Below are 23142 nucleotides of genomic sequence, written 5' to 3'. Positions count from 1 at the left end.
CTAGCTTCAAGCAAATTCAGCTAGGTAGTTAAACCCGGGAGAACTCACAGGGCACTGAAAAGCGGGAAAACCCTTACATTATTCCGATGAATGGGGGCAAGTGAAAAAAACATCCCGGAATTTCTCCGCATTTACCTACGTGTTTCACCATCATACCCAAAAAAAACTTCAAAGTATTCACGGTTATCAATAAACCTTGGCAGACTCAACCAATTTTAAAGTTTTTCATAGCTCGTCTGCAAAACAAACTAAACCTAATGACTTCCATCCTTTTCCGGCCGGGATTGGGAAAAAATTTCCTGCCAGGGTTGCCTTGCACAGACACTACAGCGGCCCCAACGCTCGATTTCCCCTGGATTGACGGCACTGCCGCATTGGGGACAGGGTTGCAAAACCTCGGCTCGTCTTTTCAAAGTTGTCAGCCATTGATCCAGTGCTTCTGTCGCACTAGTGACTTTTTCTCGGCGATCGCCAGGGGAGGGAGGGGCAGGACGGGGCATGGGGGCAGAAGCTTCTGGTGGTTTCCCTGAATGTTGTTGATGCCAATGGAGAGGGGAAAAGCGCAGATCAGCCAAGGGCTCCGGTAATTCTCGATTCAGTTGGGCCAAAAGATTAATGCGTTGGAGTTGAAGATTTTGGGCCAGAGCTGGGGAGATAACCGCCACTGTCAGTACCTCCCGCTGGATACCTAGAGGTTTAGTACAGTCATGGAAACGGGGATCAATCACCTTCTGCCAAGCTTCTTTGACCAATTGGTAACGGCGCAGTTGTTCCCACCCTGGCGATCGCCCCAGGCGGCCCAGTAATTGTTCAAGATTGTTTAAGCCCATGGTGTGCTCCCTTGGCGGTGGAAATTCCCCGGCCATCTCCCCAAAGCCTAGACCGAAATGGGGTAAAGTAGGCAAGGTAGAATGGTTTCTGCGCCCGGATTTTTACCCAAATTAAGCTTTGCTACGCCTTTGCATTTAACTAAGGAGAATTTATGTTAACCCTTAAAATCGCCGTTTATATCGTTGTTGGCTTGTTTATTTCCTTATTTATCTTCGGCTTTCTTTCCAGTGACCCCACCCGGAACCCTGGCCGCAAAGACTTTGAATAAGCTTTAGCCCAAAATTCTTCCTTCTCTCCCTAGACTAATTTTGGTGCCAAGGGTAGATTGGAACCTGATTACTCTCCCCCACCGGAGAGTTTTTTGTCACTGGGGCCACAGACGAAACGATTTCTGGCAATTGTTCGTCCCCCTTGTTAACCAAGCCCGGTTAGCCTTAGCTTTATCTCAGTCCAAACAAAGCAAATGTTAGCGTTGGCGTTTAGTTCGTCGATTTAAATGCCCCCTATTGTTTCCCCTCCCCCTCCTCCGGTACCCATTGAAGTGATCAGTCCGAGGGAGACTGAAGAAATGCTGGCAACTGACGGGGCAACACTTTCCTCGTCCACCCCTCCATCGGCGGATCCGGCGATCGCCCAAGCTTCAGCTAAGGATCTTTACCTTAGCCCCAACTCTGGTTTATCCCTCGGGGGTCCCCCCGCTATCCCAGACGGAAAAATCGGCGATCGGTCTGTGGAAGTACCCATTGCCACGGCCAAGAAAATTATCAGTCAATCCCGGGATGGGGAAATTCAGGAGTATTTGATCACACCCCCCAGCGACTCGGAGCTGGAAGTAATCACCGGGCCCACTGGTGAGGCTGAGCCCGCCATTGAACAGGGCCAAGAGGCGATCGGTGAAGTCTTGGAAATTGACCCCGGAGCTTCCCCCTCCCCAGAGGCAACGGAAAATGACCCGGAGCCAAATCAATTCTTAGATAGTTCCCCCATTCCGGCCACGGAGGAGAATGACGTACCCATTGCTCCAGAAGTAATTGAATTAATTTCTGATCACCAAGAGTTCGATAGCAATCGGGAAATAGTCACTGCCACCGGTAACGTTACCATGCGTTTTGCTAACGGGTTACTACTGGCCGATCGCCTGCGAGTTAATTTGCCCGATCGATTTGCGGTGGCCGAAGGTAACGTCACCCTGAAGCGGGGGGAACAAATCCTCCAGGGGCAAAGATTTGAATACTTCTTTGTGCTCAACCAGGGGGTAATTTACGACGCCAACGGGGAAATTTACCAGCCCAGCACCGCCCGGGACTTTGCCCAAACTGTGCCCACCGACTTTGGTAACCCCATTGTGTCCAACCAAAGTTTGAACGATCGCCTGGCCGTCAACCAGCCTGTCACCAACGTAGTAGGACAAGAAGGTTTTAGCACAGGCATTGGGGCCAGTACCCCAGGGGCCCAGAGTGCCAGCCAGACAGAAACTGGGGGCCAAGTTAATCGCCTCCGGTTTCAAGCGGAGCAGGTGGATTTTGACGCCGATGGTTGGCGGGCCAAAAAAGTCCGCATCACCAATGATCCGTTTAATCCGCCGGAATTGGAGGTGCAAGCGGAAACCGCCGATTACTACAACGTCGCCCCGGAAGTGGATGAATTAAAACTGACTGGCTCCCGGGTATTGCTGGATCAAACCACGTCTTTGCCCTTCCAAGACCGACTTACCATCGATCGCCGCGATCGCCAACCGGGATTGATTAGCATTGGCTATGACGGAGAAGACCGGGGCGGTTTATACCTCCAAGGTAATTTCACCCCCATCGACACGGAAAATGTCACCTTTCAAGTTAAGCCTCAATATTTAATACAAAAGGTATTTTTTCCCGATGCTTTCCCGGTAGCTAACCAGAGTGATGCAGAGGTTTGTGCCCTATGTCCCGCCGCCTTTGGTTTAATTACGGAGTTGAACGTCAATTTTAACGAAAGACTCAATTTACTTAATACCCTCAACTTTTCCAACCTCAACTTAGATTCCATCGACAATTCCCTGCGGGCTAAATTGGCGGTGCAAAATAAACTGGGGGATTTGGGCAATCCCTACGATCTAAGGTTTGAATACAACTACCGCGAGCGTTTATACAATGGCTCCCTCGGTTTCCAAACGGTGCAAAGCAGTGTGGGGGCGATCCTGGTTTCCCCCACCATTAATCCCTTTGAAGACCCCAGTTGGGCCCTCAATTACCAGGCTTCGGTTCAAAGTGTGGAAGCCAGCACCGATCGCCAGGAATTAATTAATCCCACCACCGGAGATAACTTAGTTAGCCTGATGCGCTTGCAGGCGGCGGCATCCTTAACGAAATACTTTGTGCTTTGGGCTGGGGAAGCACTCCCCCCCACCGCCGAAGAGGGTCTGCGCTATAGCCCCAATGTGGTGGTACCCTACGTGGTGTTTAACACTGGCATTACCGGGGTGGGTAGTTATTACGGCGATGGCAGTACCCAACCTTCCCTCACCGGCAGCGTCGGTTTTTTTGGACAATTTGGTAACTTCTCCAAACCCTATTTGGACTACACCGGTTTTAACATTGGTTATTCCCAAGGTATTCGGGGCGATGCGTCTCCCTTTTTCTTTGACCGCTTTGCCGACACGGAAATACTGAGCTTTGGCCTGACCCAACAAATTTACGGCCCACTAAGGTTCGGGGTGCAGGGAGCCTACAGTCTGACTGCCAACGAAGAAATTAGCACCGATTACGTGTTGGAATATAGCCGCCGCACCTACAACATTCAATTGCGCTACAACCCCCAACTGCAGGTGGGTTCGATTAATCTACGCATCAGCGATTTTAACTGGAGTGGTAATCCCGGTACCTTTGACGGCAGTGACATCCGCCCTGTCACCCAAGGCGTTATCCGCTGAAGCTCAACATAGACTGGGGCTGACAATTGTTCCTCAACTTTGTTTGTTTTTCTTGACATTTTTGGGCTGACCAGTAAAAGAAAATCCAAGGAATGATTCTTTAGCTAAATTGCCACAATTTTAAAGGGATCAAGCCAAAATGACCTGATCCCCGTGTTTTTTATTATGTTAAGGGTCTTTATAAAGGTGACCCCGTGTTATTTCGTTGGATCAATTATGGCTGATCCCCAGGCGATCGCCGCTTTTTTTAAGATTCTCTTTATAATTCTCATAATCATTTCTTATTAAGTTTTGTAACAAAATTATAGCCTACGGGGATTGACTTTTGCCTTGACTAGCATTTCAAATCTGTTTTCCTTACTGTAGCTGGGTTTATTCAAAAATGCCCTGCAAGGTCACCCCTAGTTTCTGGGAAAGCCAGACTTCAATATTCCTAATCGACCAGGGATAGAGGGGTTTACCAGGTAACTCCATCGGTTCCACCAAAATGGTGAACATGCCCAAACGATTCCCTGCCAGCACATCGGTAAACAGGCGATCGCCCACCATGGCAACGGATTCCACTGGCAATTGCATTTCGGCAATGGCTTGGCGCAGTTTACGGCGAGACGGTTTAGCCGCCCCATAAAGGAAAGGTAAATCCAGGGTTTGGGCCACTCCCCCAATGCGGGACTCGCTCATATTGTTGCTCACCAACCAAATGGGCAGTTTGGCCTTAATGGGATCAATCCAAGCCTGGAGTTCCTCGGAAACTTGATCCCCCCGAAAAGGTACCAGGGTTTCGTCCACATCCAACACTAAACCCTTGACCCCATGGCGATCGAGAATGGCCGGGGACAATTCCACAATGGTTTTGCCCAAAACTAAATCCGGTTGCAGTAATTTGGCGCGGGTCATGGGGAAGAAAATAGGGAGATTAAATAACACTAACAATACAATTGTGCGAAACCACCCTACCGCAGATTGACCTGTTTTTTCAACAGTCGAATTTCCGCCGGGGAAAGAAAACGAAATTGCCCACTACCCAGAACTTTGCCCCTGGTATGCAACTGTAGGGGGCCAATGGTGCGGCGATGGAGCTTCAGCACCGTCAATCCCAATTCTTCCGCTAAACGACGAATTTGGCGATTACGTCCCTCCGTCAACGTCACCAACAAATGAATCTGGTCTTTATTTTCGGAAATTACTTCCAGAGTAGCTGGTAGGGTTTTTTTGCCATCTAGCATCATGCCCGATCGCCACTTTTCCAGATCTTCATCACTGGGATTACCTTCTAACCAAACGTCATAGGTTTTTGGCAAATGGTAACGGGGATGGGTCAGCCGCAGAGTCAATTCGCCATCATTGGTGAGCAGGAGAGCGCCAGTGGAATTACGGTCTAACCGGCCAACGGGATGCAGTCCTTTGCCCCGCTGTAAGTCCTGGGGCAGTAAATCCAGCACTGTTTTCCGGCCCCGGGGATCGTCACAGGTGGACAGCACATCCCTCGGTTTATTAACCAATAAATAAATGTCCCGAGGCCGATTATCAGCTTTAATTTGTTTGCCATCCACCGATAAAAAATCCTGCTGGGGATCGGCCTTATCCCCCAGGTTGGCCACTTTGCCATTGACGCTGACCCGCCCCGCCAGAATCATTTCCTCCGCATGGCGACGGGAGGCAATACCCCACTGGGAAAGCAATTTTTGAATACGTTCAGCCATAGGTTATGCCACCACAACAATAATTAATGCTCTTATTTCAATCTTGCCCTTTGGGGTTAGTCCACTGCACATAAATCAATAACAAAGCCAGCAAAAAGTAACTGATGGCCCAACTGGCTCCAGCCCCCCACCCCAGAGCCATCACTGTGTCCGCCCCTGTCCAGCGGTAACTGTGCATCAATCCCAACCAGGATAAAATTCCGGCGGCGATCGCCCAGAGGGCAGCTAGGCCAAATTTTTGCTCAATGATGTAAACGGTCATGGCGGCCAGGATCATGGCAGAAAAAATCAATCCCTGTTCCAATGCAAAGGCTCCGGTGATAAACAAATCTGCCTGTTGAAAAGCAGGTACCAATTCTGGAGTAATGGGATTATCCGGAGTGCCTAGACCTGCCACCCGGAGAGAATTTTTTGCCACTAAGGCCCCCCAAGCGGCAATGCCCGGCAACAGGCCAATGACCACAGCGGGGTAATGGTTGACCGGGGTGGCACTAAAACTTTGGCTAACAATGATGATGCCAATCCAGAGCACGATCGCCATGGCACTATCGATGGGAATCAGATAAACCAATAAACTCAGACTACCGGTGAGACATAAAACCGCCATCACCAAACCGTTGAGCCAGGAATAACCAATCCTTGCCCCCATATCTTTACAACCGGGATGACCAATGTAAATGGTGGTGGGAAAACAGGAGCCAAATAGGGCCGCCGCAATGGTGCCCAAACCATTCACCGCTAAACAGGGAGCAGTCGGATAATCATCCCCCGCCGCCGCCGCACTTTCCAGGTTTTGCAAACTGCCCACCAAATTGAACAACCCCATGGGCAGAATAATGCTGAAATAGCTGACCAATACCCCTTTTGCTTGCCAGAGGCTAACCAAATCAAGGCTGGGTAGATAAATTCCCAAGGGGGCGATCGCCGCTTCCACCTGTGGAGCATCCCAAGCGACTAATCCCGTTATCCAAGCCAGGCCAGTGCCCAGCACAATGGCCATTAATCCCCCGGGAATCGCCAATTTTAGTCCCGGCAAACGGAAAGTAACCTTGCCGAAATAGCTGAGCAGAATGACTCCCAAGGGCAAAATGCCCACTAAGGGATGGGCATAGGTACGGAGGAAAAAACCTAGGGCAATGAAAGTCAACGCAATGCCCGCTAGGGTGGAAAGTAGAGCGGCCCTGGGGGTATAACGCCGTAACCAATCCGCTCCCCAAGCTCCCCCCAATTCAATCAGACCGGAGCCGAAACAGGCCACTAAGCCCGCCTGCCAGGCCAATTCCGCCGCCGCTTCACTGCTGGCCCCGGAGCCGATCGCCAATAATCGCACCGGCAGCATAACCAGAAAAACATAGGCAAACAAACTGACTGTATTGATGCCATAGGGCAAAGCGGTGATGTCATCCCTTCCTTCTCTTTTTCCCTGGTGATAGGCCAACCAACTGTAATAAAAGTTGCCAACAATTAAGCTAATGGCAATGCTGGGCAAAATGCGCCCATAGATCAGGGTCAGAGGAAATTGCAACACCGATTGGGTTAATCCCACAATTACCAGGATCTGCACCAAGTTGTTCACCGCCAGGCCAAAGAAGCCATCAATGTCCTGTTTAACAAACCAACGGGGGGCGATCGCCGTAGCACTCATAGACCTATGTAGAAAATGGAAAGCTGAGCCGACTGGTCGCCGACATACAAAGGCTACTTCATCCCCGGTAAAAAATCGTTATTTTGTCACTATTTTCAGGAAAATGGCTCTTTCCTATCCCCATGGCATTCTGTCACAGCGGGCACAGACCAACGGGGTATTTGGATGGTTAAAAAATCTAGCAAATCCTCTGAGGGAATAGGCCGGGCGAAATAATATCCTTGCCCTGCATCGCACCCCAGCCAATGGAGTTGGGTTAGATGCCGTTCCGTTTCAATGCCCTCGGCAATCACGTCTAATCCGAGGGTGTGGGCCAGGGTCACAATGGTGTGGACAATGGCAGTGTTTTGGTTGTTGGGCTCCATGGTGTTCACAAAGGAGCGGTCCACTTTAATGGTGTTAATGGGAAAGCGGTGCAGGTAGCTGAGGGAGGAATAGCCCGTGCCAAAATCGTCGAGGGAAATTTGGATATTTCTTTGCCTTAAACTTTTCAGTACATCAGCGGCCAAGTTCAAATTATCGATCAATAAACTCTCGGTAATTTCTAATTTGAGGTCCTGGGGGGCCAGGTTCGTGCTGGACAGAATTTCATCCACTGTTTTTAGTAGCCGTTGGTCCCGTAATTGCCGACTGGAAACGTTAATACTGACTTGAAGATGGGACAATTGGGGAAAACTTTGTTTAAGTTCTAGTATTTGTCGGCTTGCTTCCCAGAGAATCCAATCCCCCATGGGCACAATTAAGCCCGTTTCCTCGGCGATCGCCACAAATTCTTCGGGTAGGATCAGACCCTCTTCGGGATGTTGCCAGCGCACTAAGGCCTCAACCCCCTGTAACTGTCCAGTCTTGAGACAGACAATCGGTTGATAATGTAACTGCAATTCCTGGCGATCGATGGCTCGCCGTAGGTCATTTTCCCGCTGGAGCCTCTGCACAGCATGGTGGTGCATGGTCTGGTTGAAAATAGCGTAGCGGCCCTTACCTGCGGCCTTAGCTCGATACATGGCGGTGTCTGCATCCCGCAAAACATCCTGGGGATGGCCATAGTGGGGATGGTTAAGGGCAATGCCAATGCTGGTGTTGGTGAAAATTTCCTGGCCGTTCAAGTTAAACGGTTTTTGCAGTTCCTGGTGAATTCTTTGGGCCACGGCGATCACGTCTTCGGGACAGGTGATGTTTTCAATCAACATGGTGAATTCATCCCCCCCCAAACGCGCTAACGTATCTTCTGGCCGCAAACATTGGCGCAGACGATGGGCAATGCCCTGGAGCAGTAAATCCCCACAACTGTGCCCCAAACTATCGTTGATAATTTTAAAGCCGTCTAAATCCAGAAATAGCACCGCAAATCTTAAATCCCGACGACGCAAATTTCTTTGCAGAGCATGGCCCAGGCGATCGAGAAACATTGATCGATTGGGCAAATTCGTCAGGGAATCGTGGTTGGCGTTGTAGTGGAGTTTTTCCGCCGCCAATTTGCGCTCGGTGATGTCACTGTCAATGCTGTCAATGCGTAGGGGTTGATGCTCGCCATCCCGCACTAATTGACTACGGCGAAATAGCCATCGCTCCTTGCCCCCCGGTTGGACAATGCGATACTCCAACTCCGTCTGGTCCTTTTCCATCAACAATTGCAAGTGATATTCCAGCAAAAGGCGATCGCCAGGGTGGACCTGTTCAAACCAAAAATTTTGGCTCTGGTAACAGACTTCTAGGGATTGACCATAGACCATGGCCGTGGTGGGATTGAGATAAAGGGTGGCAAAACTGACCGCATCGGCGGACCAAACCACATCCTGAATGGAGCCCAAAATTCCCTCCAAGCGTTGCTCACTAGCGGACAGGGCCTGCTCAGCGGATTTCCGTTTGGTGATGTCCGTTAGCATGGCCAGTTCCCCCCGATAATTGCCCCATTGGTCATACCAAGCACTGCGGGACACCAAACCCCAGAGCACACTGCCATCTCGCCGTTGGAACTGGACATCGTAAACCTGACCATGGTTGGGTAACACACAGCGAGGGAAAGATTGCAAAGTCTTTTGGTGACTATTTTGGGACTCTGGTAAATGGTGAATGACAAGGACAAAAGCAGTAATGTTTTTCTCTAAAATTTCCTGCACCGAATAACCCAACATATCTGCCAATTGCTGGTTGGCAAAGGTAGTTTGTTGGTCTTGGTCCAAAATCCAAATGCCTTCAGAAGTCAGCTCGACTATATAACGATATTTTTTCTCACTTTCTGCCAGGGCTAGACGGGCTTGGTGCTGTTCTGTAATGTCCCGCAGGGAAACCAAAAAGGCTTTACCCTTTTGCCAATGAATGGGAGACACCCGCATTTCCGCCACCACCATGCTGCCATCGAGGGGGGTAAGGGTAATTTCCGTTGCTTGATCCGCCACAAAAGGAATACCAAAGGGTTGCTGGAGCAGTTCGCCTTCCTGTCGTTTGAACATCTCCCTGGCGGCGGGGTTGACAAATTGGATAATGCCTTCTTGATCAACAATTAATAGCCCATCGGTGATGGTGACAATCATGCTACTGAAGAATTCTTCACTGGCCCGTAGCTGTTGCTCTGCTAATTTTTGTTGGGTAACATCGGTTTGAATACCGATGAAATTAACCAGGAAATTTTGCTGGTTATAGATGGGGGAAAGGTATAAATGATTCCAAAAAGATGCGCCATCCTTGCGATAGTTTTTCAAAACTACTTCACACTCCTGGCCGTGGGCGATCGCCGTGCGGAGTTTTTCTAATTGTTTATTTTGTTCCCCTTGGCGGTCTTCATTGAGTAGAAAACGACAGTTTTGCCCAATCACTTCCTCCCGATTAAAACCGGTAATAGTTTCAAAACCTTGGTTAGCATAGACTACCGCATTGTCTGAGCCCAGGGCATCGGTGATCAAAATGCCGTTGGAGCTGGCATCGATCGCCTGTTGTAACAGTAATAATCTCTCTTCGTATTCCTGGCGATCAATGGCCGCGGCAAGGATATGGCTAGCTACCTTGAGAAATTCAATTTCTTCTTCGGTAAATTTACGGGCAGTGAGGCTATAAACCCCCAAAACTCCGAATGCGGTGCGGGGCCCCGCTACCATTAAATTTATGCCGCTGACAATACCAAGGTTATGCAGTAAAGGGGAAGCCCGAAACTTAGTACTTATCCTCAAATCTAGTTCAACAATAGGTTCATAATCTTCCATCCGGCGATCGCCATTATGTTGAATGGTATAGCCGGCATAGGAACGATTGGTGGCATCAATGGTATAGTTGCCCACCAAGGCCTTGTCCCAACCATCCCCAGCGCAAAGGACCAGGGCAGAGCGATTGGGCAAAAGTTCCCAAAGGCCACAGTAATCTACCCCCAAGGCAGTGCGGATCAATTCCGTAGCTTGATCAAAAAATCCATATAAATCGCGGCTGAGAATGCCCCACTGTCCCAGGCGAGCTAAAGCCGTTTGCAAACCGGAAACGGGAGGCGGGGGTTGGGACGGCGAATTCTGATGTTGGGCTAATTCCCGGGCTAATTTTTCCTTCGCTTGTTCCGCTTCCAGTAACTGCCGTTTGAGTTGGTCAATTTCCCGCTGTTGTCGATGCTCCAAATTAGTGGCGGTGGGTTTACGTTCTTGGTTGTCCCGTTCCAATTCCCACAAACTAGGAGTCAGGGATAATCCCCCCAAGCTTCTTTGTTTAGCAACCCACCATGGCATCGGGGGAAACTTGAAACGAGACCAAATGTTCATCCAAGGCATCTGAGCGAAAAAAGGCGTCCCCGGAGTCACAACATCCCCGGGGATCATGGCCAAATTATAGGTCTTTCCTCCCTTGTCCATGGGGATGGGAGGGGGTTTAGCAACAAATTGTGATGTTTGCTACCAATTAATCCGACTTAGCCTGGCGTAACTGTCACCGGGCCATTAAAGGGAAGCGACGACGGGGGGATGCTCCCGGGATTTCTCCAGGGCAGCATAAAGACGGTTTAATGCCCCCAGATAGGCCCGGGCCGAGGCGACAATGATATCCGTGTTGGCCGCATAGCCGGTGTAGATCACCCCGTTATGGCGCAGACGCACACTCACTTTACCCAACGCATCAATGCCTTCGGTGACGGAGGTGACGGAATATTCCAGCAGCTCATTGGGCAATTGCACAATCTGATTAATAGCTTTATACACTGCATCCACCGGGCCCGTACCGATCGCCACAGCGGTTTCTTCTGGGCCAGCCGGGGTACGAATGGTTAGGGTAGCGGTGGGCACCGAAGGCTCACCACAGGAAACCTGTACCCGTTCCAAACGGAAGAGTTCGGGGGGTTGGCGAATTTCATCGTTAACGATTGCCTCTAAATCCCAATCGGTAATTTCTTTACGCTTATCCGCCACTTCCTTAAAGCGAATAAAGGCGTTATTTAATTCCGTATCGCTCAGGTCAAAACCCAATTCCTTTAAGCGAGTACCAAAGGCATTGCGGCCGGAGAGTTTACCCAACACAATCTGGTTATTGGTTAAACCGATGGATTCCGCATCCATGATTTCGTAGGTGAGCTTATTTTTTAGCACCCCATCCTGGTGAATGCCGGATTCATGGGCAAAGGCATTAGCGCCAACAATGGCCTTATTGGGTTGCACCATCATCCCCGTTAACTCCGACACCAAGCGGGAAGTGGCGTAAATATGTTTGGTATCAATGTTGGTCAGAGGTGCGGTGGAATCGGCGGGGCGACCTAAAAAGGGATTGAAGTAACTGCGGCGCACATGTAAAGCCATGACCAATTCTTCCAAGGCCGCATTACCAGCCCGTTCGCCAATGCCATTGATGGTACATTCCAGTTGTCGAGCCCCATTTTTCACCGCTTCCAGAAAATTGGCCACCGCTAAGCCCAAATCGTTGTGGCCATGGACGGAAATAATCGCCTGGTCAATGTTAGGCACGTTATCGGCAATACCTTTGATTAAAGCCCCATATTCTGCCGGGGTTGTGTAACCCACCGTATCGGGAATGTTGATCGTGGTGGCTCCGGCGGAGATCGCCGCTTCTAACACTTGGTAAAGAAATTCGGGATCACTGCGCCCGGCATCCTCCGGGGAAAACTCAATGTCATTCACTAAGGATTTGGCATAGGCCACCATTTCCGGCACGATCGCCAACACCTCCGCCCTGGTTTTCTTTAACTTATGCTCCAGGTGAATGTCCGACGTAGCTAAGAAGGTGTGAATACGGTGTTTAGCCGCTGGTTTTAACGCTTCCGCCGCTGCTTTGATATCTTTTTGGGTGGCCCGAGCTAAGCCGCAAATTACTGGCCCATTTTCCGTACCCACCGTTTGGGCGATTTTCTGCACCGCCTCAAAATCCCCGGGGCTAGCAAAGGGAAAACCCGCTTCGATAATATCCACCCCTAAACGGGCTAGAGCCCTGGCGATCGATAGTTTTTCTTCCACGGTCAGGGTGGCTCCGGGGGACTGTTCCCCATCGCGAAGCGTGGTGTCGAAAATCAAAATACGATCAACAGGACTATTCATAATAAACGCACCTTTTCAAGGGTGAAAAAGACACAGATAGATTCTGATTGTATCTTGTCTATTTAGACGTTGGCATACTTTGAAGAGGTAAAATCGGTAGCGATTGGTTTCCCCTTAATGCGTTAAGGAGTAATTTGCTTTATCGTCCCATTGCCCTTTCTTCTCCCCCTCTGCTTCCCTAGCCCATGAGCCATAGCCGCTTTAAGTCCGCTAAGTCCGCCATGCGCAAGTTGAAAACCGAACAACGGAAGTTTGGCGATCGGGTTTCCCAGCACACCTCCCCCAGGGTTAACCGCTGGTTCAAATGGATGGCTCCGGGACTGTTTGTCAAACGTTGGATGGTGATCAGCGCCGTTGGTTTGACTTTAATGTTTTTGGGCTTGGCCATTTGGGTTAAGTTGACCCCCATTTTTCGCATTACGGAATTTGTTTCCGATACCCTGGGGTTTTTGACCAATCTTTTGCCCAACTATGTTTCTGGGCCCCTGATTTTGGCCTTGGGACTATTTTTTGTCTTTTGGGGTCAAAGTCGCACCGTTGGTTCTATTTCCGAGGTGTTGCAACCGGATAACGACCAGGAGTTGGTGGACGTGCTACTGGCCCACCGTCGCCTTAATAAGGGGGCTAAAATTGTCGTAGTGGGGGGAGGTACGGGCTTATCGACTCTTTTACGGGGCTTGAAACATTACAGCGCTAACATTACTGCCATTGTTACCGTGGCCGATGACGGTGGTTCCTCCGGGCGTTTACGACGGGAAATGGGTATGTTGCCCCCAGGGGATATTCGCAATTGCATTGGGGCCCTGGCGGACGAAGAAAAGTTATTAACAGAGTTGTTTCAATACCGTTTTAAAGCTGGGGATGGGCTGTCGGGCCACAGTTTTGGTAATTTGTTCCTCACTGCCATGGCGGAAATTACCGGAGATTTGGAAATGGCGGCGATCGCCTGCTCGAAGGTTTTAGCGGTGCGGGGGAAGGTGTTGCCAGCCACCCTGGACGATGTCAAATTGTGGGCAGAAATGGAGGACGGGCGCTATGTGGAGGGGGAATCCAATATCCCTGAAGCCCAAGGACGCATTCGGCGCATCGGTTGTTTACCAGAATCCCCTAAGGCTTTGCCAGCGGTGCTCAAGGCCATTAAAGCGGCCGACTATATCATCATTGGCCCGGGCAGTTTATACACCAGCATTTTGCCTAATTTGCTCATTCCCGAAATTCAAACGGCGATCGCCAAGGCCAAGGTGCCCCGCATTTATATCTGCAATGTGATGACCCAACCAGGGGAAACGGATAATTACACTGTCTCAGACCATTTAACGGCGATCGATCAAGTCTCTTCGGCAAGGCTCTACGATGCTGTGCTGGTGCAGAGAAATCCCCCTTCTGCCCCGGTGTTGAAAAAATATGCCGCCGAAAATTCCCATCCCGTTTACCTGGACCGGCAAGCAGTGATCGAAAAGGGTTGCCGCATTGTGCTAGCCAATGTGATGCAGGAGGATGAAAAAAGCCATCAGGTACGCCATGACCCCCAACGCTTAGCCCGGGTATTAATGCGCTGGTATGGCGGTCAGTAAGTTGGGGATTGGGATTCTAAGCACAAGCTCCAAAAATTCTACTTCTGCCGGTAAACCTGTTGAATATCACCGATGGTGAATAGCGCTTGGAACGTCAAACCCTGGCTTTGGTAAAATTCCCGGCCTCCCTGTTGGCGATCGACTAAGGAAATAACTGTGTCAACTTGGTAGCCCGCATTCCGCAACCTTTCCACCGCTAGCATGGCGGATTTTCCGGTGGTGACCACATCTTCCAACACCACCACTTTTGTTCCCGGAGCTAACTCTGGCCCTTCAATGTAGGCTTTGGTGCCATGGCCCTTGGCTTCTTTACGAATGATTAATGCGACCACAGGTTTTTCTTCGTAGGCAGACACCGTACTAACAGCGCTGACAATGGGATCTGCCCCTAGGGTTAACCCGGCCACCGCTTCCACTTGGTCTGGCAACTCTGTCAACAGCAATCGCCCGATCGCCAAGGCCCCTTCCGCCCGCAGGGTGACCAATTTACCGTTGATGTAGTAAGTGCTGGGTTGACCGGAGGAAAGAATAAAATCTCCTTCCTTGTAGGCATGAGTGGCCAACAGATGGAGTAAATATTGGCGTACTTGTGCTAGGGGGGCAGTTTTGAGAGCGGCCAGGGTCAAATCGGTCATAAAAGAATTTTGGTGGTTTTGTAACGAAGGATCAGCCCTTGATTGTAAGGCCCCAGGAAAAACTGAACACAAAAATAGTCCGCCATGGGAATGTTTGAGCCTAGCTTACTGGTCGTAAGATTTGCACCAGAACTCTTAGGAGATGTTCAAGATCCGCTGGGACGCGGTAAAGGTCAAGGTCTTGGGTTACGCAACGGGATTGCCGGTCTAGTTGGCCAAATTGCCAAATATTACCCGTGGAAATTGCCCCCTGTAGGACGGACTGGTCTGACTCTATCCATTGGTCAAGGGCGATCAATTCAATGGCAAGCTGAACAAAACCCCGTTCCAAATCCTCATTTTTTGCCTCAACTACCAAGAAAGTTTGATCATTTTGTAGTAGATAATCCAGTGAACCTTTTAGTTGATTACTAACCACAATGGGATACTCAACGTCCAGGTTTGCGTGGGTATAGTGCAGAACATCGGTCAACACTGGAGCAATGAGAAATTCTCTCCTTGCCATTTCGCTGGTGAGGCTGAGGCGGGGTAAGCTTTCTTCCAGGCGAGTCTTGAGGTCACCCAGACGGTTAAGGGGCCCTAAATACTGGGGAAGATCGAGGGATTGACGTTGGAGAGTGACACCAAAATGCCTCAGAATGTCTTGGGGTGCAAAGTTAAGTTTGAAGTAATCAGAAAAAGTGTAACTTTGCTCAGGCCGAATAATTGAAATTCTAGGCATGACATTAGGAGAAATTAAAGCGGCGAATAATTCCAGTTTAGTTCAGACCATTTAGAGAAAATTATCGCTGCTAAAAGCTTCCAACAAGGGTTTAGTAACTGGGTAAAAGACGGACTCTTCAGTGTATGGCACCCAAGAGAGGCGCAATACCGATAAGCTGGAGATAACCGCACTGAGTAATCATCCCTAGGTGTAGGGGAAGGTGAAGATCATGGGCAGGGCAAATTATCGGGCAGGTTTCTCCATTTCCCCCTTGGCGATCGCCATTAACGTTAACTTGAGCCGCCCAACGGAAAGCGCCCCATCTCCCCAGCCGTGGCAATGGATCTACACCTTCAATGACGGTAGCCAACTGCGGGGCACATTCCAAGGCTCAGTCAAACAAGGCCCCGAGTTAACCAATCCCATTCCTAGCTTTAACGTTCAAGGGGTTGGGGTAACGGAATATCTAGCTCCGGGCGATAAAACCCCTCTGTTGGCTTGGCAACCAGGACAATTTAATTGTTTTGAAATGGGGGAAAGTCTATTGTTAATGGCTTCTAGCGACAACTATGTGGGCAACAGTCTGTGCTTAGTTAACTGTCCCCAGCGGCAATGGGCCCAAATTACCCATTGGGGGAGTCGGTTGGTGGCGGAAACCTTACTGTGGGATAGATTAGTTTTCCATTGTCTAGCGGGGGATATGCCCCCCACCGTTTGGTCAATGAATTGGCAATTCTCCCCCTTTTTTCCGCCCTTTTTCCATTGGCGCTTTCAGGCTTGGCCCCCAACGGCGATCGCCAACCCAGCAACTTGCCCAGCAAATAATTCCTCCGTTCTTTTATTCTGAAACCTAGCCCCTCTTTACAATCGTTTACAATAGGGAGGAACGATCAGCAGGGAAGAAATTGGTTATGGAACTCACCTGGTACGACAGCAACTCTTGGCTAATTGAGATGGGCGGACAGAGAATTTTGCTTGATCCTTGGTTGGTGGGGGACCTAACCTTTGGCAATACGCCCTGGTTATTTCGGGGTTTTCGCTCCCAGCCCTTGGCAATTCCGGAAAACATTGACCTAATTTTGCTTTCCCAGGGTTTGGAAGACCATGCCCATCCCCCCACATTGAAAGAATTGGACAAAAGTTGGCCTGTTCTTGGTTCCCCCAAAGCCGCTGAAGTTGCCACCGAGTTGGGCTATGAAACAGTAACAGGTCTACCCCATAACCAAAAATTTGTGCTTAACGACCGGGTGGAAATCCTTGCTCTACCCGGTTCCCCCATTGGCCCCACCCTGGTGGAAAATGCCTATGTGTTAACGGATCTACAAACCAGCACCAAACTCTATTACGAACCCCACGGTTTCCACTCTCCCCAACTGCAAGACTTGGGGCCCATTGATGTGGTTTTAACCCCCGTCATTGGCATCAATATCCTCGGATTCCTGCCGGTGCTCAATGGCCAGAAAACCACCCTGGAGCTTTGTCGCACTGTCCATCCCCAGGCGATCGTCCCCACCTCTGGAGCCGCAGAATTGAACTATAGCGGTTTACTAACTAAAGTTTTACGTTTAGACGGCGATCTCAGTCAATTTCGCCAGTCCCTAATTGACGAAGGGATACAAGCTTCCCTATGGGAACCCCAGGTGGGAGTGCCCCTCAATGTGCCCCAATCCACCGTTGGCTAGGTTGGAATGTTCAAATCACTGTGCGGTGTGATGCTTGATAAATACAGTGAGCCAGGGAAAACTGCAAAAAAGTGTATAAAGTAGGTTTAACTTGAATCAAAATCCTTTCTCCGCAGTCATAGCCAGGAGTAGGAAGATTACCAGCGAAGCAAGTTGTCTTCCCCTAGCTTTGGGCGGGCAAACCCCTTGCAGTATTGCCAACGTCAAAAAATCACCATAGCCGAATGACCTACACCATCAACGCTGACCAAGTCCATCAGATTGTCCATAATCTTCACCACGATCCCTTTGAAGTGTTGGGCTGCCATCCCCTCGGGGACCACGGCAAGGTCAATCAATGGGTCATTCGTGCCTATTTACCCACGGCTGAAGCGGTAACGGTGTTGCTTCCCACCGATCGCCGGGAAGTGATTATGACCACGGTCCACCATCCCAACTTTTTTGAATGCGTGTTGGAGTTGGAAGAACCGAAGAATTATCAATTAAGAATTACCGAAAATGGCCACGAAAGGGTAATTTATGACCCCTATGGTTTTAAAACTCCCAAACTGACGGATTTTGACCTCCATGTGTTTGGGGAAGGCAACCACCACCGTATTTACGAAAAACTCGGTGCTCACCTGATGACGGTGGATGGAGTTAAAGGGGTTTATTTTGCTGTGTGGGCCCCCAATGCCCGCAACGTTTCCATTTTGGGGGATTTCAACAACTGGGACGGCAGATTGCACCAAATGCGGAAACGCAACAACATGGTGTGGGAATTATTTATCCCTGAGTTGGGGGTGGGCACTTCTTATAAGTATGAGATTAAAAACTGGGAAGGGCACATCTACGAAAAGACTGACCCCTACGGTTTTTACCAAGAAGTACGCCCCAAAACCGCTTCCATTGTGGCAGACTTGGACGGTTACCAATGGCACGACGAAGATTGGTTGGAAGCTAGGCGCACCAGCGATCCCCTGAGCAAACCCGTTTCCGTTTACGAACTCCATTTAGGCTCCTGGTTGCACACTGCCTACGACGAACCGGTGAAAACTTTGCACGGGGAAGGGGTGCCGGTAGAAGTGTCCGAATGGAATACCGGGGCCAGATTTTTAACCTATTACGAGTTGGTGGATAAACTAATTCCCTACGTGAAGGAATTGGGTTACACCCACATTGAGTTACTACCGATCGCCGAACATCCCTTTGATGGCTCCTGGGGTTATCAAGTGACTGGTTATTACGCCCCCACTTCCCGCTTTGGCAGTCCCGAAGACTTTATGTATTTTGTCGATCAATGTCACCTCAACGGCATTGGTGTGATCATTGACTGGGTGCCGGGGCATTTTCCTAAGGACGGCCATGGCCTAGCCTTTTTTGACGGAACCCATTTGTACGAACATGGTGATCCCCGCAAAGGTGAACATAAGGAATGGGGCACTCTCATTTTCAACTACGGCCGGAACGAAGTGCGGAACTTCCTGGTGGCCAATGCCCTATTCTGGTTCGACAAATATCACATTGACGGCATGCGGGTGGATGCGGTGGCCTCCATGCTCTACCTAGACTATTGCCGAGAAGAAGGGGAATGGGTGGCCAATGAGTACGGCGGCCGGGAAAACTTGGAAGCGGCAGACTTTTTGCGCCAGGTAAACAGCGTTGTTTACAGCTACTTCCCCGGTATTTTATCCATTGCGGAGGAATCCACCTCCTGGCCCATGGTGTCCTGGCCCACCTACGTTGGCGGCTTGGGCTTTAATCTGAAATGGAATATGGGTTGGATGCACGACATGTTGGACTATTTCAGCATGGACCCCTGGTTCCGCCAGTTCCATCAAAACAGCATTACGTTCAGTATGTGGTACAACCACAGCGAAAATTATATGTTGGCCCTGTCCCACGACGAAGTAGTGCACGGCAAAAGCAATATGTTGGGCAAAATGCCTGGGGATGAATGGCAAAAGTATGCCAACGTCAGGGCTTTATTCACCTACATGTTCACCCATCCCGGCAAGAAAACCATGTTTATGAGCATGGAATTTGGCCAGTGGAGTGAGTGGAATGTGTGGGGTGATTTGGAATGGCATTTGCTCAATTTTCCACCCCATCAACAACTAAAACAATTCTTCACTGAGTTGAACCATTTGTATAAAAATGAGCCGGCTTTATACAGCAATGATTTTGATGAATCGGGTTTTCAATGGATTGATTGCAGTGATAATCGCCACAGTGTAGTTTCCTTCATTCGTCGGGCCAAAAATAGCGCAGAATTTGTGGTTACCATTTGTAATTTTACGCCCCAACCCCATAGCCATTACAGAGTGGGTGTTCCGGTACCTGGTTTCTACACTGAATTATTCAACAGTGATGCCCGACAGTACGGCGGCAGTAACATGGGCAATTTAGGTGGAAAATGGACAGAAGAATGGTCTTTCCATGAACAACCCTACTCGTTGGATTTATGTTTACCGCCCCTATCGGTGTTGGTATTAAAACTAAGCCAAAATGCTGAGGAAAATACTGTGCCAGCGGAAGAGGCTAGCAACATAGCTTAGATAACTGAGTTAGCGATAATTTTCTCATCTCCGACTTTTATTATGTCCTCCACCAGTCCCACTAGTCCCTATCAATCCCTGGTGTTGCGGCTCCTCCATGGGGCCATGGCTTTGTTAACTTTGTTGGCGATCGCCAGTGGCTTTTGGGTTTACAACACCTACGACGGCCGCTGGGGATCTTTACCGTTGCCGAAACCCTACTACACCCAGGATCTCCATGGCACAGGGGCTTTGGCACTGTTTTTGCTCATGTTTCCCTTTACCCTCTACTGCTTTCACCTTGGCGATCGCCGTTTATGGTCTGATCAAAATTGGGAGCAGTTACAGCAACCGGGCACTCCGGCCTTTTGGGTGGCGTGGCAGAAATTGGTTAATACCCTCATGCTGGTGGCCTTAACTGTGGCGGTGGTGAGCGGGCGCATGATGCAGGAAAGTTGGTTACCCCAAGGAGAACTCAACCATCTGCCCTATTTTTTCCATCTCCTGGGCTGGTTGATCGTCGTCCTTTGTTTAGCATTTCATTTACTATTCAGTGCCAAAGTTGGTGGCATTGCCCTCTGGCGATCAATGGTGAGTTGGGGCCGCAGAGCTAAAGATAATCCCCAACAATGGCTCCGGGATTTTCGTTGGAAACTATCGTCCAAAAGTTTGCAATGGCTCCGCTGGTTAGTGTTAGCCGGATTAGTTTTTGCCCTGATTATGCCAGCCTTTGCCTGATGCGTTTGGATGACCCCAGGTTTGGGAGGCGGCCATAACCATTGAGAAGGCATTTGAAAAGTTTTAGGCAAGCCTTCGGAGCATGGGATTGAACATGGAAACATAGATCATCGTCTCACTGGTCGTAGGTAAATATTCGTGATCCTTACTCAAACGACGATAGCGACCAAGCCAAGCAAAAGTACCTTCAACAACCCAACGTCACAAAGAAAGATGGCGAATGGACTTAGTTGATGTTTTTCCTGGTTTCAGGAGCACTTTGGAATTGATATTCAACAGGAAAAGCCAAGGGATTACCGGAAAAAAGCCCCATCGGTCAAGGATTTTGGCTGTATTTGTCCAAACTTAGCCATAGGCTAATTGGGTATAATGGCGGGTACTGACTGTCTCGAAATTTTTCGCCCATTGAACCTTACTAGCTAACGCCCATGTTTCTTGAAGAACTTAAGCCAGTGACCCGTGAACTTTGTCAACAGCCGATCGCCTTTGCTGGGGGGTTTGTGTCTGGTGTGCTGCGGCTAAAATTGACCGATGATCCGCTGAAAAAGTGGTTACAAAAGCAAGGGGTAACGGACTTTTCCGGGGCAGATATCAATCAAACAGCCCAGGATAATCGCCCCCAAAGCATTGATATTGACTAATTGGGCTTCAAGGGGAGGAAAGGTACGCTAAAAATCCACCTCCCACATGCTATCTAGTAAAACAGCGGCCCGGAAGCTTTTTCCCAATTGACGTTGGGCATAGTAGCGCATCAGATTTTCCGCTTTTACCCAATCCCAGAGGCGAAAATTTTTCCTGGCGATCACTGGTAGATACTGTTGGGGGTCCGGTAGGGCAGGTTGGTTGAGTTGTTGCAATAAACTTAGTTCCATAGCTGTTAAGCGACGCATTTGGGGAATGGGGCCCATGTCCCTAGAACTGCGAAGATCGACAATGCCCCCCAATTCTGGGCTAAAGCCCACCCGCCATTGGCGATCGTAAAAATTGGGACTAATAGTTTGGGCCGTGATGGCACAGTGATGAAATTGGGGGGCAATGCCCTCTGCCCCGAGGCAATGGAATAATGCTTGGGCTAGATGGCCATAGATATTTTCCACTGTGGCTTCCGTTTCTAACCGTCGTAGATGTTCGGTAAACAGTTCATACAGGGATGTTTGGGCACTGGCCTCTGTCCCGAGGGCCAGGATTAGCTCGATTAAGTACTGACCCGCCGCCAAATTACAAACATTTTGCCCCAGGCCAGGGTAGGAATATTGGGTTTCCGCTTGGTTGATACGGTCCAAACTTTTTCCCGCAAATAGCAGAAATTGGTTAACTACAAATAGTTCGGTGCGACCCCTGAGACTAGATTTTGGTTTTCTAGCCCCCGGCGCAATGGCTCGGATCAAACCATACTCCGGCGAGAAAATGGTCACTAGGCGATCAGATTCCCCAAAGGCCATACCTTTCACAACAATGCCTAGGGTTTGATAAGTACGGCTCAAATTAGTTTCTGGTTATTCTCTGCCAGTTCTCTAAACTATATGATAGCAACGAAATTTTAGGAGAAAGTGTCATTTTTGCAAAAATCGAAAAATAACTTCCAGACTATTTAGATTGTGTTTGTCTAGTCTAAATTAACTGACAACGTAGCAATCCGGTATAGAAGCCCTACATTCTAAAACTAAGTCAAATGCCTCGGATGGATTAGGATCGCCAACATAACAAGATGGTGCTTCTCCTCCCTGTCGCATATAAGAGCGTGTTTGAAAAGTCGGCATAATTGGGAAAAATGGTGAAGAATATAGAATTTTCACCGTAATGATACTGAGAGAATTTTACAGCAGCGACATCAGTGATAGCCAGTAGCAATTGGTAGAATCCAATCTCCCCCAAGCAAAAAGTGGGGGAAGAAAACGGAAAACTAATCCGAGGGAAGTGCTTAATGCCATTTTTTACATGCTCAGAGCGGGTTGTGCTTGGCGACTTCTACCCCATGATTTTCCCAAATGGCGAACAGTCTATGGTTATTTCCGACAGTGGCAGGAAGACGGTACCTGGAAAAAATTGAATCACATCCTCAGAAAGAAGATTCGACTTAAGGCCGGAAGAAATGCCAACCCTAGTGCTGGTTGTTTGGACTCACTCACAGTCAGTAAGAAAGGCTGGCGCTGGACAAGAAAGTGGTTATGACGGTGGAAAAAAGGTCAATGGTCGTAAACGTACAATCCTCGTGGATACCATGGGATTACTTCTCGACGTTGTGGCTCACAGCGCTCATCGCTCAGACCACCAAGGTCTTACTCTACTCGGTACTTGGTTTGCTCCTCTATGGCAGTGCCTGCAATTGATATGGACTGATAGCACTTTTGGCAGTAAGAATTTTACTGCCTGGGTTAATGAGACCTTTGGCTAGAATTTGGAAATCGTCAGCAAAAAGGATGGACAAAAGGGTTTTGAGGTTTTGCCTCGACGTTGGGTTGTTGAACGTACCTTTGCTTGGTTTGGTCGCTACCGTCGTTTAAGCAAGGATTATGAATATTTACCTACCACCAGTGAGACAATGATTCATGTTGCCATGCTCCATCTCATGCTCCGAAAGCTTGCCTTGAACTTTTCAAACATATTCTAAGACGACATTTCTCCACATTCTTGCAACCCGTTCGCATAAACTAAGCTAGTTGAAAAATTATCATGTACCACTTGATCCAG

At 49.3% G+C, this 23142-nt stretch carries 17 protein-coding genes and 2 pseudogenes; 9 read left to right on the top strand and 10 right to left on the bottom strand.

The features are described from left to right. Positions 1-254: 254 nt before the first annotated feature. Positions 255-905 carry a DUF721 domain-containing protein gene (locus SYNPCCP_RS11065; protein WP_223211278.1) on the bottom strand — a complete coding sequence of 217 codons (651 nt, stop codon included), beginning with the start codon at positions 903-905 and terminating at the stop codon, positions 255-257. Between the two features lie 77 nt (positions 906-982). On the opposite strand from SYNPCCP_RS11065, the gene SYNPCCP_RS11060 reads away from it, so the two are divergent. Then, complete coding sequence (locus SYNPCCP_RS11060) at positions 983-1099, top strand: photosystem II reaction center protein I (RefSeq protein ID WP_010873313.1); 117 nt, start codon at positions 983-985, stop codon at positions 1097-1099. A gap of 228 nt (positions 1100-1327) precedes the next feature. Continuing rightward, positions 1328-3739, top strand: coding sequence for a DUF3769 domain-containing protein (locus SYNPCCP_RS11055; protein ID WP_010873312.1), 2412 nt, complete (start codon positions 1328-1330; stop codon positions 3737-3739). Positions 3740-4111: 372 nt separating this feature from the next. On the opposite strand, the gene SYNPCCP_RS11050 is transcribed toward SYNPCCP_RS11055, so the two are convergent. From SYNPCCP_RS11050 to SYNPCCP_RS11030, 5 genes are all read right to left on the bottom strand, one after another. Further along, positions 4112-4666, bottom strand: coding sequence for a YqeG family HAD IIIA-type phosphatase (locus tag SYNPCCP_RS11050; protein WP_010873311.1), 555 nt, complete (start codon positions 4664-4666; stop codon positions 4112-4114). A gap of 26 nt (positions 4667-4692) precedes the next feature. Next, complete coding sequence (locus tag SYNPCCP_RS11045; protein ID WP_010873310.1) at positions 4693-5442, bottom strand: pseudouridine synthase; 750 nt, start codon at positions 5440-5442, stop codon at positions 4693-4695. Between the two features lie 37 nt (positions 5443-5479). Continuing rightward, positions 5480-7087 (bottom strand): NCS2 family permease, encoded by a 1608-nt coding sequence (locus tag SYNPCCP_RS11040; protein WP_010873309.1) that lies wholly within the window; start codon positions 7085-7087, stop codon positions 5480-5482. A 95-nt stretch (positions 7088-7182) separates the two neighbouring features. Then, entirely contained in the window at positions 7183-10794 is a 3612-nt protein-coding gene (locus SYNPCCP_RS11035) for an EAL domain-containing protein (protein ID WP_223211277.1), read from the bottom strand. Positions 10795-11001: 207 nt separating this feature from the next. After that, positions 11002-12603, bottom strand: coding sequence for a 2-isopropylmalate synthase (locus SYNPCCP_RS11030; RefSeq protein ID WP_010873307.1), 1602 nt, complete (start codon positions 12601-12603; stop codon positions 11002-11004). A 185-nt stretch (positions 12604-12788) separates the two neighbouring features. Here SYNPCCP_RS11030 and yvcK point away from each other — a divergent pair, with 185 nt between their 5' ends. Continuing rightward, a complete protein-coding gene (yvcK, locus tag SYNPCCP_RS11025; RefSeq protein WP_010873306.1) occupies positions 12789-14177 on the top strand; it encodes a gluconeogenesis factor YvcK family protein in 1389 nt (462 codons plus the stop codon). 38 nt (positions 14178-14215) lie between these two features. Here the strand turns inward: yvcK and pyrE are convergent, their stop codons facing one another. Then, positions 14216-14812: an orotate phosphoribosyltransferase gene (gene pyrE / locus SYNPCCP_RS11020; RefSeq protein ID WP_010873305.1), complete on the bottom strand. Its 597-nt coding sequence runs from the start codon at positions 14810-14812 to the stop codon at positions 14216-14218. A 100-nt stretch (positions 14813-14912) separates the two neighbouring features. After that, entirely contained in the window at positions 14913-15533 is a 621-nt protein-coding gene (locus SYNPCCP_RS11015) for a hypothetical protein (protein ID WP_010873304.1), read from the bottom strand. A 211-nt stretch (positions 15534-15744) separates the two neighbouring features. Between SYNPCCP_RS11015 and SYNPCCP_RS11010 the strand changes: the two genes are divergently transcribed. The 4 genes from SYNPCCP_RS11010 (at position 15745) to SYNPCCP_RS10995 (ending at position 20451) form a co-directional block, all read left to right on the top strand. After that, the gene (locus SYNPCCP_RS11010) at positions 15745-16362 is read left to right on the top strand and encodes a hypothetical protein (RefSeq protein ID WP_199303670.1); all 618 of its coding nucleotides are present in this window, start codon (positions 15745-15747) and stop codon (positions 16360-16362) included. A gap of 64 nt (positions 16363-16426) precedes the next feature. Further along, on the top strand, positions 16427-17197 hold the full coding sequence (locus tag SYNPCCP_RS11005; protein WP_010873302.1) for an MBL fold metallo-hydrolase: 771 nt from the start codon (positions 16427-16429) through the stop codon (positions 17195-17197). Between the two features lie 224 nt (positions 17198-17421). Further along, positions 17422-19734 carry a 1,4-alpha-glucan branching enzyme gene (gene glgB / locus SYNPCCP_RS11000; RefSeq protein WP_010873301.1) on the top strand — a complete coding sequence of 771 codons (2313 nt, stop codon included), beginning with the start codon at positions 17422-17424 and terminating at the stop codon, positions 19732-19734. A 42-nt stretch (positions 19735-19776) separates the two neighbouring features. After that, the gene (locus SYNPCCP_RS10995; RefSeq protein WP_010873300.1) at positions 19777-20451 is read left to right on the top strand and encodes a cytochrome b/b6 domain-containing protein; all 675 of its coding nucleotides are present in this window, start codon (positions 19777-19779) and stop codon (positions 20449-20451) included. 63 nt (positions 20452-20514) lie between these two features. On the opposite strand, the pseudogene SYNPCCP_RS16950 reads toward SYNPCCP_RS10995, so the two are convergent. Next, a pseudogene (locus SYNPCCP_RS16950) lies at positions 20515-20652 on the bottom strand (transposase); the annotation flags it as partial. 227 nt (positions 20653-20879) lie between these two features. On the opposite strand from SYNPCCP_RS16950, the gene SYNPCCP_RS10990 reads away from it, so the two are divergent. Then, positions 20880-21092 (top strand): hypothetical protein, encoded by a 213-nt coding sequence (locus tag SYNPCCP_RS10990; protein ID WP_010873299.1) that lies wholly within the window; start codon positions 20880-20882, stop codon positions 21090-21092. Between the two features lie 27 nt (positions 21093-21119). On the opposite strand, the gene recO is transcribed toward SYNPCCP_RS10990, so the two are convergent. Further along, positions 21120-21935: a DNA repair protein RecO gene (gene recO, locus SYNPCCP_RS10985; RefSeq protein WP_010873298.1), complete on the bottom strand. Its 816-nt coding sequence runs from the start codon at positions 21933-21935 to the stop codon at positions 21120-21122. A gap of 367 nt (positions 21936-22302) precedes the next feature. Here recO and SYNPCCP_RS16945 point away from each other — a divergent pair. Next, a pseudogene (locus tag SYNPCCP_RS16945) lies at positions 22303-23062 on the top strand (IS5 family transposase). Positions 23063-23142: the final 80 nt, after the last annotated feature.

The sequence above is a fragment of the Synechocystis sp. PCC 6803 substr. PCC-P genome, assembly GCF_000284455.1.
In the GTDB taxonomy this organism is placed as follows: Bacteria; Cyanobacteriota; Cyanobacteriia; order Cyanobacteriales; family Microcystaceae; genus Synechocystis.
This window is presented reverse-complemented; position numbering and strand designations above follow the sequence as displayed.